General features: G+C 43.4%; 14 protein-coding genes. 1 reads left to right on the top strand and 13 read right to left on the bottom strand.

The window, feature by feature from the left end; genetic code table 11:
• Positions 1 to 67 precede the first annotated feature (67 nt).
• The 3 genes from DXB15_RS14220 to DXB15_RS14210 form a co-directional block, all read right to left on the bottom strand.
• Complete coding sequence (locus DXB15_RS14220; RefSeq protein ID WP_242979887.1) at positions 68 to 772, bottom strand: N-acetylmuramoyl-L-alanine amidase; 705 nt, start codon at positions 770 to 772, stop codon at positions 68 to 70.
• Between the two features lie 45 nt (positions 773 to 817).
• A complete protein-coding gene (locus DXB15_RS14215; protein WP_118703316.1) occupies positions 818 to 2,584 on the bottom strand; it encodes a glycosyl hydrolase family 18 protein in 1,767 nt (588 codons plus the stop codon).
• A 303-nt stretch (positions 2,585 to 2,887) separates the two neighbouring features.
• The gene (locus tag DXB15_RS14210) at positions 2,888 to 3,109 is read right to left on the bottom strand and encodes a hypothetical protein (RefSeq protein WP_109216153.1); all 222 of its coding nucleotides are present in this window, start codon (positions 3,107 to 3,109) and stop codon (positions 2,888 to 2,890) included.
• 908 nt (positions 3,110 to 4,017) lie between these two features.
• Here DXB15_RS14210 and DXB15_RS14205 point away from each other — a divergent pair.
• Positions 4,018 to 4,788 carry an adaptor protein MecA gene (locus DXB15_RS14205; protein WP_109216154.1) on the top strand — a complete coding sequence of 257 codons (771 nt, stop codon included), beginning with the start codon at positions 4,018 to 4,020 and terminating at the stop codon, positions 4,786 to 4,788.
• Positions 4,789 to 4,979: 191 nt separating this feature from the next.
• Here DXB15_RS14205 and DXB15_RS14200 read toward each other — a convergent pair whose 3' ends face one another.
• The 10 genes from DXB15_RS14200 to DXB15_RS14155 form a co-directional block, all read right to left on the bottom strand.
• Positions 4,980 to 5,186 (bottom strand): DUF1858 domain-containing protein, encoded by a 207-nt coding sequence (locus DXB15_RS14200; RefSeq protein WP_021738537.1) that lies wholly within the window; start codon positions 5,184 to 5,186, stop codon positions 4,980 to 4,982.
• Positions 5,187 to 5,253: 67 nt separating this feature from the next.
• The gene (gene moaA, locus DXB15_RS14195) at positions 5,254 to 6,255 is read right to left on the bottom strand and encodes a GTP 3',8-cyclase MoaA (protein WP_243115657.1); all 1,002 of its coding nucleotides are present in this window, start codon (positions 6,253 to 6,255) and stop codon (positions 5,254 to 5,256) included.
• A 13-nt stretch (positions 6,256 to 6,268) separates the two neighbouring features.
• Entirely contained in the window at positions 6,269 to 7,705 is a 1,437-nt protein-coding gene (locus DXB15_RS14190) for a hypothetical protein (RefSeq protein WP_118703315.1), read from the bottom strand.
• Between the two features lie 289 nt (positions 7,706 to 7,994).
• Complete coding sequence (locus DXB15_RS14185; protein ID WP_109214953.1) at positions 7,995 to 8,690, bottom strand: RluA family pseudouridine synthase; 696 nt, start codon at positions 8,688 to 8,690, stop codon at positions 7,995 to 7,997.
• 11 nt (positions 8,691 to 8,701) lie between these two features.
• Positions 8,702 to 9,391: a response regulator transcription factor gene (locus tag DXB15_RS14180; protein WP_118703314.1), complete on the bottom strand. Its 690-nt coding sequence runs from the start codon at positions 9,389 to 9,391 to the stop codon at positions 8,702 to 8,704.
• Entirely contained in the window at positions 9,384 to 10,889 is a 1,506-nt protein-coding gene (locus DXB15_RS14175) for a sensor histidine kinase (RefSeq protein WP_118703317.1), read from the bottom strand. Before DXB15_RS14175 ends, DXB15_RS14180 begins: the two co-directional genes overlap by 8 nt.
• 253 nt (positions 10,890 to 11,142) lie before the next feature.
• Entirely contained in the window at positions 11,143 to 12,324 is a 1,182-nt protein-coding gene (gene metK / locus DXB15_RS14170; protein ID WP_109214955.1) for a methionine adenosyltransferase, read from the bottom strand.
• A 321-nt stretch (positions 12,325 to 12,645) separates the two neighbouring features.
• Entirely contained in the window at positions 12,646 to 13,935 is a 1,290-nt protein-coding gene (locus DXB15_RS14165) for a UDP-N-acetylglucosamine 1-carboxyvinyltransferase (protein ID WP_109214956.1), read from the bottom strand.
• A 176-nt stretch (positions 13,936 to 14,111) separates the two neighbouring features.
• Positions 14,112 to 14,618 (bottom strand): shikimate kinase, encoded by a 507-nt coding sequence (locus DXB15_RS14160; RefSeq protein ID WP_109214957.1) that lies wholly within the window; start codon positions 14,616 to 14,618, stop codon positions 14,112 to 14,114.
• Positions 14,619 to 14,689: 71 nt separating this feature from the next.
• On the bottom strand, positions 14,690 to 15,754 hold the full coding sequence (locus tag DXB15_RS14155; protein ID WP_109214958.1) for a peptidyl-prolyl cis-trans isomerase: 1,065 nt from the start codon (positions 15,752 to 15,754) through the stop codon (positions 14,690 to 14,692).
• Positions 15,755 to 15,811: the final 57 nt, after the last annotated feature.

Raw genomic sequence — 15,811 nt, 5'->3', positions numbered from 1 at the left:
CCTGACAGGATTCTTCGTTTTCTTATTATATAAATTTTCAGTCAAAAACGCGACAAACAAGAATATATCAATTTTCCAAATACTCACAAATTCCTTTCTGTAGCGCATCTACCAATTTATCCTGATATTGTGCAGTATTCAACAACGTCTCTTCTTCCGGATTTGATAAAAATCCACATTCCACGATCACCGTCGGCGCCGCCGTGTTTTTCAGAATATAATAACTGGTATTGGCTTTCGCCATCCGATGATTCTCCGGATCTGCATGCTCGATCAGGCTCTTTTGTAATATTTCTGCAAGCACTTTTCCTTCTTTTGATTCTGAATAATAAAATACCTGCGCGCCTTTTGCGGAACTGTCAGTATAACTGTTCTGATGGATGCTGATCACCGCATCCGGCTGCTCGGAATCCATCTTCGCCACACGATTTTTCATATCCGACGTTTTTTCGTTTGTTGCATTCGCATCTGCCAGATTTCTGTCATCGGTTCGCGTCATAACCACCCGGATATTTTGTTTTTCCAAACTCTTTTTGAGTTTTAAAGCGATCGCCAGATTCACTTCTTTCTCTTTTGTCCCAGCAACTCCGATCTTGCCCGGATCGTTTCCGCCGTGTCCACTGTCTATACAAATGCAGTACCGCGCTTTCTGTACACTGCGATTCATGACATCATACTGCACTACCCGTGGCACTCGTATGGCAGCAACTACAAGGCAAACTAATAACGCTGTAACACCGATTCTTTTTTTCACGCAAAAATACCCGAACATATGTAATCTCACTTACAATGTATTCGGGTATTTACTACACTATTACTAATTCATATACTCTGCAATGGTATCCCAGATCGTATTTTTCTCATATCCAAGCTTCCAGAAAGATGCACCTGCCAGATGATTATTTTTCATCACATCCAGCTTTTCTCCGATGGATTTCTGATCTTCCACCCAGATTTTGTACGTCTTGCCGTCATGCTCATATTCTGCATAATACTGTCCGCAGTCATCCAGCCACTGAAGCGTTACCGCATTTGTTGCCACACGGGTATCTACTTCACTCATGCTGACCACTTCACTGGATACAGTATAACCGCTCTGTGCCTCATCCGATGCCTGATCTGACTGATCATCTGAAGCAGTCACCGGTGTCAGCTCCCACACTCTTGTGTAGAACGGAACTCCAAGGATCACCTGCTCTGCCGGAACATCCTTTAACGTATCTTCAATTCCCTGACGAACGAAGCCGATGGATGCCACAGAACCTTCATCTGATCCATTGTAATGCTCATCGTATGCCATGATCACAATGTAATCCGCAAATACAGCCTGCTCTCCACAGTCATAGAAAGAGTTATAAGATGCCGGAACATAATTATCCACGGACAATACAATGTCATTATTTTCACATTTGATAGAAAGCTCCCGGATAAATTCCAGATATCCGTCTGCCGCTTCTGCACTTAAGGATTCAAAATCCACATTGATGCCATCCAAATCATATTTAATCGCTTCTGCCACCAGATTATTCACCAGATTATCTCTGCTGGACGTGAGATTCAATACAGAAGTAGAATCTACGTCACTGTTCTCCAGATTACTCACCAGTCCCCAGACTTCAATTCCCTGCTGATGACAGTAAGTCACATAATCTGAACTGCACAGGGAAGCAATATTTCCACTGTTGTCATTCAGGTAAAACCATGTCGGTGAAATTACATTTACCCCTTTGGTACGTCCCAGTACATCTGCCACATTTCCATTTGCAGTCTGATTGGTCACCTGATGCCATGCCATATTGATCGTCTTATCTCTGGTAATATGAGAAAATTTCGGCTCTGTATAATTATGATCGTACAGAACATCCTGCTCACTGCCAACAGCTTTCGTTTTCATATATCCGATAAATCCATCCTGACTGCACACTTTACTCCAGGATCCGACGGTATCCAGAACAGTCACCAGATCACCTTTTTTGATTTCGGAAAGGATCGGGCTCTTGACGCCGCCTTTCTGCCGGATCTGTGTATTCTTTTTCACCGTCTGATAAGTCACATCATCCCACTGATCAGAAATCACGATGCGTCCCGGATCTGTATATACTTCATAGTGAATATCCGTGTATTTCTGCACAAAAGACATGGACAGATACATTTCTCCATCCCGCACCAGGGCGATCACATGATCCGCTGTCTCAGATGATTTTCCAAGCAGATACTGTGTGCTGTCCGGTGTCACATTGATCAGTCCATCCGGTGTCACATAACGCAAAACCTGCTCTGTCGCATCCCAGTAAAATCGCTTATTCAAATATTTATGCACGGTCTGATAATTAACATACACCTCATCATCCTGCAGGATTGCATGATTTTGTACCTGCTCATTATCATAGACCACAAACAGCTCATCATCTTCCGATAAACTGTAATATTCCTTGTAATCAGTTACCTCCTTTGACGGAGAATATTTTTTCAAAAAAGTCGTAAGTCCGACGATCAAAACGATCAATATGATCAGCGCCGTCACCCCGACTGCCAGAATTAATTTTTGCTTTCCCCTTTTTGTTTGCTGTCTTCGTGAAGCCATCGCTCCCTCCTTTTCTCACCTGTATATCATCCCCTGCGGATCTCTCTTATATACGATAGATAGTATGTAACATTTTCCACAGATTTTCAGACATGTCTGAATGCTACTGTTATGTTCAGTATACATGAAAAAAAAATGCGATGCAACCATTCCGATCAAACCTTAATGAAGGTTTTATAAAACATTTTTCAAACGGCAATCGGTACAGCATAAGGGCATGGATAAGTATTCGTGTGAACCTGCCGGCTCTGTTTTTGCCCCTGCCGTACCGTTGGTATTTGAGGAAACCTTCTGCCGTTTTTGTTATTCTTCTGTTTTTACTACATCAAATCTAAGCTCCGATAATGCGCCCTCATCGAACACATAATCGCGCATATAATCTACATTTTCCCGGACAAACATGGTTTCTGACACTTCATCCGAATTACTCGGAAAACCTTCCAGCCAGATAGAAATCCCCTGTTTTTCATAATTTTGAAGTTCGATCAGGAGTGGTTGTCCGGAACCAGCAAATGTCTGCTTCATAAAAATACCTCATCTCTGACCATAGCGGAAGTAAGTTCGTGATATACAATCCGCCAATAACTTTATTTCAAGAATATCTTTCCTATTCCTGCTGCAAAATGTGTGTCCTGCAATGCATGATATCTGCTCCCACACACTTCCGTAATCTTATAAAACTTTGGATATGATTCTATGTTTCGTCACTGTTATGCTCCGGCAAAAAGGTATGACAACGTTGTCTTCGTCTTTATCTTTCTTTTTACCTCCGTATCTATATTCTTACAGTTTTATCTTTTCTGACTGTCACAGATTTCTGCCGGATTTCTCTTATCCACCCCCAGTTCTTTGTCAGTTTCGGTAAATGCACATATACTAACAAAAAAGTATTCTTAAGAACTTTCCCCCATACCGACAGCTCGTCCTGATAAAAATAATACATCAGGTCTGCACCTTACTTTACTTTTCACCCCAAAAAAGCCAAGTATTCGGGCAAAATCTGTGACGCGTCTGAATAAATACCAGATTTCTCTCCTGGATACATAAAACGGAAAATATAAAGATGGTCAGTTGACCTACCTAGATCTGTGGGATCTCTCCCCTTGCAGCAAAAGCATCTGTAAAATGTACAGAATTGTACGATGCATGAAATCTGCTGCAGTCCCCAGTCTGTAAAAATCCTTCTGCTGAAACAACATTACAAAAGAATTATTAACAAACTGATATGAATTTGATCTATCCGTATGTACGGAAAACTTCTTGAGCCATAATATACCACAATCAATTTGAAAAATCAACTTAATTTTTAATTTTTCTTTAAAAAGAATAAAAAACAGGAAATTGTCATTAATTTCATACATTCTTTATGAATGAATGCTTGACGAAAAACACAAGATTATATATACTTTTCTAACAAGTAAGGAAGTGATGACATGAAAATTGAAAAATTAAATGACCATCAGATTCGCTGTACCTTAACCAGTGAAGACCTGGCTACGCGCAATATCAAACTCAGTGAGCTCGCCTATGGTTCAGAGAAAGCAAAAGCTCTGTTCCGCGATATGATGCAGCAGGCAGCTATGGATTTTGGATTTGAAGCGGAAGATATACCAATCATGATAGAAGCAATTCCACTCTCCTCGGAGAAGATTGTTCTTATTATTTCCAAAGTGGAATCACCGGATGAGCTGGATACCAGATTTTCCAACTTCACTCAGGCGGACACCGACAATGAAAATGAAGATGACGACATCCTCTCCTTTGGTTCTGATACCTTTGGCGACAATTCCGATCAGGAACCGGATGACACGTCCATGCAGTTACTTGATCTGCTCCAGCAGTTAAAGCAGGCACACAAAAAAGAGGAATCTTCCACAGGGAAGAAAGAGACTTCTTCCATTCCTTCTGATCTTGTCCGACTGTTTACGTTCCGTGAACTGGATGCAGCTATTCTTGCAGCTAACACCTTGCAGGGATTTTATCAGGGAAAAAATACACTGTATAAAGATCCTCAGGAGGGAGATTATTATCTGATCCTTCACCAGAGTCAGCATACCATCGCTGAATTCAATCAGGTGATCCATCTGATCAACTCCTACCTGCAGTCGAAGAAATATGTGACCGGTACTCAGGCTTATTACGAAGAACATTTCCAGAAGATCATCATTGGAAATGCATTACAGCAATTAGGCGAAATTGCCTGATTTCCGAATCTGAAATCAAAAAGTCAAAAGAAAAGCAACAAGAAAGTGCGCTATCGTCCACACGAAGTGCTTTTACTTGATAGGAAATTTATCGTAATGTCCTATCAAATGAAAAAACTGCTATGCAAAGAACCTCTCTGCATAGCAGTTTTTATTTGAAATTATATCGTTTACAGTGCCAAGCCTGTGCCTTATGCTACAACATCATTGAGGCGGTCTACTAATTCCTGCGGCTCAATGCCATGCACCATAGCAGCCTGCTCGATGGTCTCCATCTGAGAAGACGGGCATCCGAGGCAGTGCATACCAATGCCGAATAATACTTCTGCAATGCTGTCGATATGCTCCTGATCACGTAATAATTCACCGATCATGGTGTCTTTGGTAATCTGTGCCATTTTGCTGTACCTCCTTATTTTTACTAAGCGTAGTATAATACGTTTGCTCAAAATATGCAACCCCAGTTTATCCTCCGATCTGGGACATTTTTCTTGTATCCGCTTCCCCGGAAGCTGACGCATCAACAGATGACTCCGCCTGTACTTCACCAAAATGATGTTCCTTCGGTTTTCGTTGAATCGCATCCGCAATTGCATCTGCGATCTCCTCATCCGTACTTCCGTCACGTAACATCTGACGCAGATCAATCCCTGCTCCGGAATACAGGCATAATTTAAAAAATCCTTCCGAAGTCAGTCTGATCCGGTTACAGGTGCTGCAGAATTTTTCATGCACCGCACCGATAATACCGATCTCCCCTGCAAATCCCGGTGCCCGGTAATAGACTGCCGGACCGTTTCCAAGGATTTCCTTTACTTGATATGCCTCCGGATAGCGTGCAAAAAACATTTCCTTGATCTGTTCCGCGGAAAATGCCTCATACTGATCTCCGTATCCGATGGGCATCATTTCGATAAATCGCACGGCAATCTGTTTTTCCTTAGCCCATGTAAAAAAATCCGGAATCTCATCAATATTTACGCCCTGTACCGGTACACAGTTTATTTTTAACGGAATCCCGCTTTTATATACCGCTTCAATACCGCGCTCTACCTGCTCATACATATCTTTCCCGGTCACTTCCAGATAACGCGCTCTGTTTCGCGTATCCAGACTCACATTGATGGCATCCACGCCTGCTTCCTGCAGCTGTGGCAGCATTTCTTCCAACAGGACACCGTTTGTCGTCAGTGTCACCATATCAATGCCCTCAATCTGCTTAATCTCACGGATCAGACTGTCGCAGCCACGGCGCACCAGCGGTTCTCCACCGGTCAGCTTTACTTTTCGGATCCCCAGTTTTGCCAGAATTTTCACGATCCGCAGGATCTCCTCGTAACGCAGGATCCGCTCATGCGGAATAAACGGCACATCCTCCGGCATACAATATTTGCATCGCAGGTTACAGCGGTCGGTGATTGATATTCTGATATAATCAATTTCTCTGTTATAACGATCTGTAATCAAAATATTCTCCTGTTTAAAATAATATAGTTACGACCATACCCGCCGCATTTTTATACACGGACGGATTGGCACTTTCTTTTCCACAGTAAACGCGAAATGGTGTGGTTCCCTTGATCGGTGCAAAATGCAGATCTTCATCTGCCCAGCTGCTGGTATCACCCTTTTCCAGACCATCCTGTGAACGCTGATCCTGCTCATATGCCAACAGGAAGCGATATGCTGACAGCTCATTTGCCTCCAGCACGATCTTTTCCTTGTAATTGTCATTGGTAAAAATCTGAAACTTCACAGAACCATTTTCCAATTCTTCCCGCTGTGGAATCTCCGGCAAAAGTTCCAGCAAAGTCAATAGACTCCAGCCTTTTGCAGTGACACGGCGCTGACCGCCCTGTCCGTGGTTCATGTTATGGTTGTAATACTCATAGGTTTCACAGCTTTCCAGGTCACCAAAATCATGTAACAGTTCCCGCAAAGAATAGTCATGGCAAGCCACAGTCTGTCCCTGTTTTACGACCTGAATATAAAATTCACTCTCGTCCGCGCGTGTGCCCGGAACACGAATCTGTTTTTCAACTTTCCGTTCCTTTAACTCACCTGCAATGACTCCGGAAAACTCTGTACAAATATTCTGACCGTCAAAATATCCGACCTGTTTAAACGCCTCATCTGCCAGAAACAGCCAGATGTCTCCGGTAATCTTGCTGATTTCCTGTCCCTTCGCATCCACAGCCAGTAACTGATCTATTGCCTCCGGTGTACACTCTGCCTGCTCTGACCAAAACTCCCGATGCAGTCTGACTGCAGGTACACGGCGTATGCTCTCGTCCTCCATCTGCACTTCTGCCCAGTGCATGATCCCTGCATGCTTGCTGTCCCACTCAAAAAAGCGGCTCAGCGAAAAATACCGGTTACAGCGCAGTCCGGTTCCACGAACCCAGAATCCCTGCTCGGCACTTCCTGCCACCAGCATCCGGATTCCTTTGGCAAAATAATCTTTGTTCTTGTCATCAATTCCCTGCTGCCCGAACATAATGGTCGGGTGCGGATAGTATTTTACTGGTATACCATTTTTGCAAAAAGAAATAAAAGCCTCCCGCGGCTCCTTTCCTTCTGCACTCCGTTCTAATAATCCCGGGAAAAAATAACGTCTGGATCCTAACTCTGTGACCACAGATTCAAATCCATCCACGCTGCCAAGCCGGATCTCATTTACATCTGTTGCTCCTGCTGCATCCAGATACCGCTGCAGCGGAAATCCAAATCCTTCTTCAATATCCCGGCTTTCCGCATCCTCATGATTATCATATACAGAAAATCGCTGACGATCCGTTTTTTCCTGCTGATCCAGGTCGGTACAGGTATACAGTACATTTCTTTCTGCGGCACTGCCGCTGAGGAACAGTCCCACCTGTTCTTCTTCGGACAAAATCTTAATACTTTTAATATTCATTCAAGTATCTCCCTCTTTTTTATTTTTCGTCCAACTATACCAAGTAAAGGGCAGATCACTCTGCCCTTTAAAAATCCTTTATCTCAGTCTGAGTTGAGACTCCCACTTCTGCAAGTGGTGAGTAGTAACAAGTATTTCTCAGTGGGAGTTCAATCTCCGACTGAGATAAATGCTCCGCGAGGATGTGCAGTGATTCTGAAAAGAAGATGTCAGCTTGCGCTGACCAGAATCACGCACCAAGTCTCACGTGCGTTCGACTTGAAACATATCGCAACTATGTATTCCTATATTATACGTTTTTGGTATCTTTTGCAACCCCCGAAAATGCTTTCCCCTTCGGTTCGATCACAAATTCCATTTTTTTCTTTGTCACAGGATGTAGAAATCCGATCCGGCAGGAACACAGCGCCACCGGACAATACCGACCGCCCTGCTCTGGCTTTCCATACTTTGTGTCACCCACCAGCGGATATCCCGCATGTGCAAACTGCACACGGATCTGGTGATGCCGCCCGGTGTGAAGCCAGATATGAACCAGTGCCTGCTGCCCGTCCTCTAAAACCTGTTCTACCTCATAGTCCAGCACAGCCTCTTTTGCCTGCGAAGTTCCCCTGGCAACAACGGCGGATGTATTTGTTTTTCCATCCCGCAGCAGCCAGTCCCGAAGTTCTCCTTTTTGTGGCTCCGGCACACCGGTTGTCACCGCCAGATATTCTTTTTCCATGCTGCGACTGCTGACCTGCGCAGACAGTTTTGCTGTCGCCTGCGGCGTTTTCGCAAACACCATCACGCCCTCCACCGGTTGATCCAGGCGATGGATCAGCCCGATATACGGTTCTTCCTTCTTTTTTGCACGATAGTTCTTTAACAGACTTACCACATCTGCCTGACCGGCACGGGCAGTCTGAACCGCCACACCAGCTTCCTTGCGGCAGACGATGATTGCCTCATCTTCATATATGATTTCCGGTTGCTTTATTCTCATGTATCCAATCCTTATAACTTAAATCTGTAGCCCACGCCCCAGATTGTCTCAATGTACTGCGGTTTTGCGGTATTGAACTCAATTTTTTCACGGATCTTCTTGATATGAACGGTTACCGTTGCAATGTCACCGATGGACTCCATATCCCAGATCTTGGAAAACAGCTCATCCTTCGTAAATACATGATTCGGGTTCTCTGCAAGGAATGTCAGCAGATCAAATTCCTTTGTCGTAAACTGCTTCTCTTCGTCATTTACCCATACACGACGGGCAGTTTTATCAATGCGGATGCCACGGATCTCAATAATGTCATTTTTCTGTACATTGCTTCCGATCAAACGCTCATAACGCGCCAGATGTGCTTTTACCCTGGCAACCAGTTCACTCGGGGAAAATGGTTTAGTAATATAATCATCCGCACCAAGTCCCAGACCACGGATTTTATCAATATCATCCTTTTTCGCGGACACCATCAGGATCGGTGTATTTTTTTTCTCACGGATCTTTTTACAGATTTCAAAACCATCGGTTCCCGGCAGCATCAGATCCAGAATGTACATGTCAAATTCTTCACTCAGTGCACGCTCCAGACCGCTGGTTCCATCATTTTCTATCTCCACATCAAATCCACTCAGCTCCAGATAATCTTTCTCCAGATCTGCAATTGCTTCTTCATCTTCTACGATTAAAATCTTACTCATTTGGTACCTCCTGATATTTTCGAATAACAAAGTACATGGTCGTACCTGTCTTTTCTTTACTTGTCGCCCAGATCTTGCCACCGTGATCTTCAATGATCTTCTTTACGATGGACAGACCGATGCCGCTTCCTCCGGTGGAAGAATTTCTCGAAGAATCCGTGCGGTAAAAACGGTCAAAAATATACGGCAGATCCCGGGCAGAAATTCCTTTTCCGTTATCCTCGATCTCAACCTGGATAAAATCACCCACGTCCTTGATCCGGACATTAATCTGTCCCTTCTGCTTGTCCATATATTTGATGGCATTTGTCACAATATTATTGATCACGCGCATCAACTGTTCCGGATCTGCGATGATTACAATATCTTCATCCGCATAGTTAAAATATGTCAGACCAATGCCCTTGGTCTCCAGATCCAGACCGATCTCCTCAATGCAGTCGTTAAAGTAATCTGCCACATTAATCTTCTTAAAGTTATATGGAATGCGGTTCGTATCAATCTTGGAATACAGCGTCAGCTCATTCAGCAGACGATCCATCTCATTCGCCTTATTATAAATCGTCCTGATGTAACGTTCCTGTTTCTCCGGCGTATCCGCAACACCGTCCAAAATACCCTCAGAATAGCCTTTTACCGCTGTAATTGGTGTCTTCAGGTCATGTGCGATATTGCTGATCAGGGCACGGTTTTCCTTTTCTGCTGCCATCTTCTCTTCGGTGGATTCCTTCAGACGCTTCCGCATCTCCTCAAAGTTCCGGCACAGATCTCCCATCTCATCCTGTTCATCATAATCAATGGAAAAATCCAGATTTCCCTCTTTGATATTTTTCGTAGCGATCTGCAATTTCTTAAGCGGCACCATCGTTCCACGATAGATCCAAATCGTCATAACTCCGGCAGTCAACGCCAGGATCAACAGTACCGATACCGCAATATCGATCATCAGCCGCTTGATCTCCGGTTGAATACTCTCCGAAGATGTAATGATATAGACACTGCACTGATCGTTATTGCTTCCCTCAAAATCTACCTGCTTCAGCAAAGACTGTGCATCGTTATCAATATAATATCCGGAACCCGTTTCCTTTTCGCCTTCTCCATATGGTGGCAATTCCTCCTGCCACTGTTCATCACTGATGACGGAGTCTCCGTTGTAACCGCTATATACCAGTTCTCCATTTCTTCGGAAGATCAGATAAGAACTCTTTTCCTGTAATTTTTCATTGATCTGTTTTAAATAATCTTCTGATTCCAGTTTTTCCGGATCTGACTTTGCCAGTTTGCAGATCTCGTCATATTCTGTCTTCGTATATCTGCTCATCAACTGCAGGGAATTAGAAAGCACGCCCTGTGTATCCACTGCTTCCAGACCATAATTTTTCTGGATCGCTTTCGTCTGAATATGGTACAGACCAAAAATCGCTGCACCTGCCAGACCGACTGGCAAAATAATGATGATGCAGAATGCGACAATCAAACGTGTCTTTAGTTTCATAGGCATCTCCATTTTTCTTATACTGTTTTTCATTATAACACGTCTGCTGTTCAATTTACATTCTGCAATCGTAAAGTTTTTATAAATTACAGAGAAAAGACTTATTGGCAGTTATTCATTCTTTAAATTTTAAAAAGAAGCCAAAATCACTCCTGCTTTTACAAAAAAATCGTCGGATACTTACCACAACTTCTATGGAAATATCCGACGATTTTCACGCGCTTTATGTAACTGTTTTTCTTACTTCAAAGAATTACAGATATTTTTTTAATACGTCAACTTTATCAGTTGCTTCCCAAGGAAGATCTACATCTGTACGTCCAAAGTGTCCGTAAGCAGCTGTTGCTTTGTAGATCGGTCTTCTTAAGTCAAGCATTTTGATGATTCCAGCCGGACGAAGGTCGAAGTTCTCACGAACGATCTCAACCAGTTTCTCATCAGACAGTTTGCCTGTTCCGAATGTATCTACCATGATAGATGTCGGCTGTGCTACACCGATTGCGTAAGAAAGCTGGATCTCGCATTTGTCAGCCAGACCTGCTGCAACGATGTTCTTTGCAACGTAACGTGCTGCATATGCTGCAGAACGGTCTACTTTTGTGCAGTCTTTTCCGGAGAAAGCTCCGCCGCCGTGACGAGCCATTCCACCGTAAGTATCAACGATGATCTTACGTCCTGTCAGACCTGCATCACCGTGAGGTCCACCGATTACAAAACGTCCTGTCGGGTTGATGAAGAATTTTGTCTCATCATCGATCAGCTCTGCCGGAAGGATCGGATCGAATACGTATTTTTTGATATCCTCATGGATCTGCTCCTGAGTAACATCATCATCATGCTGTGTAGAAAGAACTACAGCCTCTAATCTCTTAGGAGCACCGTTCTCATCATACTCTACGGAAACCTGAGTTTTTCCGTCTGGTCTTAAGTAGCTTAATGTACCGTCTTTACGAACTTTTGTAAGCTGAAGAGCCATTTTGTGAGCAAGGGAGATTGGGTACGGCATTAATTCCGGTGTCTCGTTTGTAGCGTAACCAAACATCATACCCTGATCACCAGCACCTGTATCAAGATCATCTGTCAGCTCACCCTCTTTAGCCTCAAGTGCTTTATCAACACCCATAGCGATATCAGCAGACTGCTGATCCAGAGCAACCATAACTGCACATGTATTTCCATCAAAACCTGTCTTTGCGTCATTGTAACCAATCTCGTTTACAGTCTGACGAACGATAGACGGGATATCAAGCTGCGCTTTTGTAGTGATCTCACCTGTTACTAATACAAAACCTGTACAAGCAGCTGTCTCGCATGCAACACGGCTCATCGGATCCTGTGCCATGCAGGCATCCAGAATTGCATCAGATACGGCATCGCAGACTTTATCCGGATGTCCCTCTGTAACTGACTCAGAAGTAAATAATAATTTTTCCATAATTATCCTCCGTTCTTTTCTCTCATTCTAATCTAATTTGAAACATGTGAACTCCCACAGTTCACGTTTATTGCAGTCATACTTTATGTATCATACATTCCAATATAGGAAAAGTCAACCAACAGATTTCCCCGAAAATGTTGCACAAATAACAAAAAACCGAAAAAATGCGGGTAGATTTGTTGCTTCTACCCGCTTCCTGTTAAAATTTTATCGATGCCTGTTCCAAACTTCCTTTCAGTTGAACTCCGGCAAGATTTCCTGCATGACTCTGATCAACATAAGCCAGCTTATTTTCTCAGAATCACCACACATTACATTCTAAAGTTTCAGTCTGAACTGCTGAATCTCTTTCTCAGAACTTACCTTCTGCATCATACCACCAATGCCTCTGAATTTCTCATCAAAAGCCTCATATCCACGCTCAATATAATAGATATCATCCACAATGGTAATGCCATCTGCTGCCAGACCTGCAATTACCAGTGCCGCACCTGCACGAAGATCCGGTGCACTGACTCTTGCGCCTGTATAACGCTCTACGCCGTTGATGATCGCAATGTTGCCTTCCACCTTAATATTGGCACCCATTTTTTCAAGTTCATCTACATATTTGAAACGATTCTCAAAAATACTCTCGGTGATCGTACTTGTTCCCTCAGAAAGTGCCAGAACAACACCCATCTGTGGCTGCATATCTGTCGGGAATCCCGGATACGGTAATGTGGTTACCTGTGTATGGTGTAACGGTTTGTTTGCAATGACACGGACTGCATCGTCAAATTCCTGAATCTCACATCCGACCTCGATCAGTTTTGCACTGGTCGCCTCCAGATGCTTCGGAATTACGTTCTTTACTGTGACATCACCATGTGTCGCTGCTGCCGCGAACATAAATGTACCTGCCTCAATCTGATCCGGAATGATAGAATATTCCGTCTTGTGCAGTTTCTCTACACCGGAAATACGGATGACGTCTGTTCCGGCGCCACGGATATTGGCTCCCATACGGTTTAAGAAGTTTGCCACGTCAACGACATGCGGCTCTTTTGCTGCATTTTCAATGGTGGTCTTGCCCTCTGCCATAGCTGCTGCCATCATGATATTGATGGTGGCACCAACGGAAACTTTATCCATATAAATATGTGTACCGCAAAGGTGCTCTGCCTTTGCCGCAACCAGTCCACGACGAATATCCACTTCTGCGCCCATGGCACGGAAGCCTTTTAAATGCAGGTCGATCGGTCTGCTTCCGATATCACAGCCACCCGGAAGGGCAACTTCTGCATCTTTGTATTTGCCAAGTAATGCGCCTAACAGATAGTAGGACGCACGAATCTTTCTGATGTATTCATTATCCACGCTGGTATCGTGAATCGTTGATCCGTTGATCTTTACGGTGTGGATGTCAACACGCTCCACAGTTGCACCAATGTTCTCGATTGCCTGAAGCATAACATTGATATCACGGACATTTGGTAAATTATCTATTGTAACGGTCTCATCCGTCATGACTGCTGCCGCAAGAATCGCCAGTGCCGCATTCTTCGCACCACCGATCGCCACTTCACCGACTAACGGACTGCCTCCTTTAATTACATATTGATCCATCTTGCACCTCTATGTTTCTAAATTTAAACACGCTATTATAACTATATCTCTAAAAATTTGTCAAGTTTTTTCATTTCATTCATATTTAATTAGTAAAGCGATTCTATTATAACATACCCGATAGGTATATAAAAGAATCTTTGCTTTATTTTATTCAAATACCGCCGTCTCGGTTCCTAATTTTCCTCCAGCGCTTTTCGAACAGCCTTCAGTGTCTGCTCGATGCTCTGTTTATACTGATCAACGGTGATATCTGCATATTTTTCATACAGAACGGTTCTTTCTTTATAAAGATCAACCAGAGTCTGTCCCTCTTTTAATACAACACCACGTCCCTTGAGGTTACGCAGGCGGCGCTGTAACACGCGCAGATTCTGTTTCAGATATACTACTGTTCCGATGGATTTCAGGTGTTCCATCGCTTCTTTTCCATAAACCACACTTCCACCGGTAGCGATGACACTGCGATGTGTCTGAATCTGACTATTTACTCTGTTCTCTATTTCTATAAAGCCATCGGTACCATTTTCCTCGATAAGCTCACTTAACAATTTTCCTTCCGCTTCCTGGATCAGCAGATCTGCATCCACAAACTGATATCCAAGAACTTTTGCCAGTACGACACCGATGGTACTTTTTCCAACACCCGGCATACCGATCAAAACAATATTATCTCTATTCATTTCTCAACTTATACTTTCTCATGCGCTAAACAAAAGCGGACTGTTCTGTCCGCTTTGTATTTTTCCTCGTTCTACTCTGCTGTTGCACTGCTGCTGTCGGAAGCAGACGGTGTGGTAAACAGATTGTCAAAAACAACTTTTGACCATTCTTTGTCATTTACATTAATATCAATATCTTTTTTATAGCTCTCTACGGCATTGTTGTAAGCCTCATCCTGACGGTCAGAAATGATACTCTGTTTCTTCTTCTCCGTAGCATCTGAATCAAATTCGCTGTCAAGACGGATGATGTAATAGCAATCTGTTCCCTCGATCAGATCGGATACATCGCCTTCTTTCATGCTGTTTGCAGCTGTGATAACGGCATCACAGAAACCGCCATCGGACTCACTCTTTTCATCACTTCCATAGGAATAAGTCTGTACGGTATAGCCATAATCAGAAGCAGTTCCGTCAAAATCTGTCTTTGCCTTCTCTGCTGCATCATAAGCATCTTTTTTCACAACGGTTACCTGATCTTCTGTATAGGTCTGCTGATTTCCGCTGTCATCGGTGTAAGTCGTCAGACTGATCTTTACATAACTGAACGTTCTCTGTGCAGCCTCTTCATCAGATACTTCGGTATCTGCTGTTGCGCGGATCGCTGTGCTCATTTTCTGCTGTACAGTCTGTAAATACAGATAACGCTCTACATACTCCTCAGTAGCGCCAACTTCTTTCAGTGCGGACTTTGTATTATCGGACATAAATTTCTCAGCAGCTTCTTTCATTGCTGCTTTCTCATCATCCGTGATCTCTACACCATAATCATCCATATGTGCTTCTAACAAACACTGTGTCTCAATGTTCTCCATAACACTGTCCTTGATAGAATCCTGCATATTCTTTCCATTCTTTGCATAAGACTCATTCGTCCAGTAATCCTCTCCATAATAAGAAGCAAAGATACCGTCATAAGATGCCTGCTGGATACGTGCTGCAAAATTTGCATATCCCATATCCACTTCAATTGTATCAATGGCATCCCCTGTCATGGTGACAGCGGTTGCATTTTTATTAATTCCACAGCCACTTAATGACATGGATCCGATCATGACACTCATTAAAATAACTGCTGCAAATTTCTTAAACTTCATGGTTTCCTCCAACTATCATATGTCATGAACAAAAGCAGTTCATAATCCAATTTCGCC

The sequence above is a fragment of the Roseburia sp. OM02-15 genome (assembly GCF_003481835.1).
Taxonomy (GTDB): Bacteria; Bacillota; Clostridia; order Lachnospirales; family Lachnospiraceae; genus Eubacterium_I; species Eubacterium_I ramulus_A.
Note: the sequence above shows the minus strand (reverse complement) of the source record. Positions and strands in the feature narration are given on the sequence as shown.

Bases quoted from the DNA above. Each gene is read 5' to 3' on its own strand.
- metK (WP_109214955.1), bottom strand. From the start codon at position 12,324: ATGGAAAAATTATTATTTACTTCTGAGTCAGTTACAGAGGGACATCCG.
- DXB15_RS14165 (WP_109214956.1), bottom strand. From the start codon at position 13,935: ATGGATCAATATGTAATTAAAGGAGGCAGTCCGTTAGTCGGTGAAGTG.
- DXB15_RS14160 (WP_109214957.1), bottom strand. From the start codon at position 14,618: ATGAATAGAGATAATATTGTTTTGATCGGTATGCCGGGTGTTGGAAAA.
- DXB15_RS14190 (WP_118703315.1), bottom strand. From the start codon at position 7,705: ATGAATATTAAAAGTATTAAGATTTTGTCCGAAGAAGAACAGGTGGGA.
- DXB15_RS14155 (WP_109214958.1), bottom strand. From the start codon at position 15,754: ATGAAGTTTAAGAAATTTGCAGCAGTTATTTTAATGAGTGTCATGATC.
- DXB15_RS14215 (WP_118703316.1), bottom strand. From the start codon at position 2,584: ATGGCTTCACGAAGACAGCAAACAAAAAGGGGAAAGCAAAAATTAATT.
- DXB15_RS14180 (WP_118703314.1), bottom strand. From the start codon at position 9,391: ATGAGTAAGATTTTAATCGTAGAAGATGAAGAAGCAATTGCAGATCTG.
- DXB15_RS14175 (WP_118703317.1), bottom strand. From the start codon at position 10,889: ATGAAACTAAAGACACGTTTGATTGTCGCATTCTGCATCATCATTATT.
- DXB15_RS14185 (WP_109214953.1), bottom strand. From the start codon at position 8,690: ATGAGAATAAAGCAACCGGAAATCATATATGAAGATGAGGCAATCATC.
- DXB15_RS14210 (WP_109216153.1), bottom strand. From the start codon at position 3,109: ATGAAGCAGACATTTGCTGGTTCCGGACAACCACTCCTGATCGAACTT.
- DXB15_RS14200 (WP_021738537.1), bottom strand. From the start codon at position 5,186: ATGGCACAGATTACCAAAGACACCATGATCGGTGAATTATTACGTGAT.
- DXB15_RS14205 (WP_109216154.1), top strand. From the start codon at position 4,018: ATGAAAATTGAAAAATTAAATGACCATCAGATTCGCTGTACCTTAACC.
- DXB15_RS14220 (WP_242979887.1), bottom strand. From the start codon at position 772: ATGTTCGGGTATTTTTGCGTGAAAAAAAGAATCGGTGTTACAGCGTTA.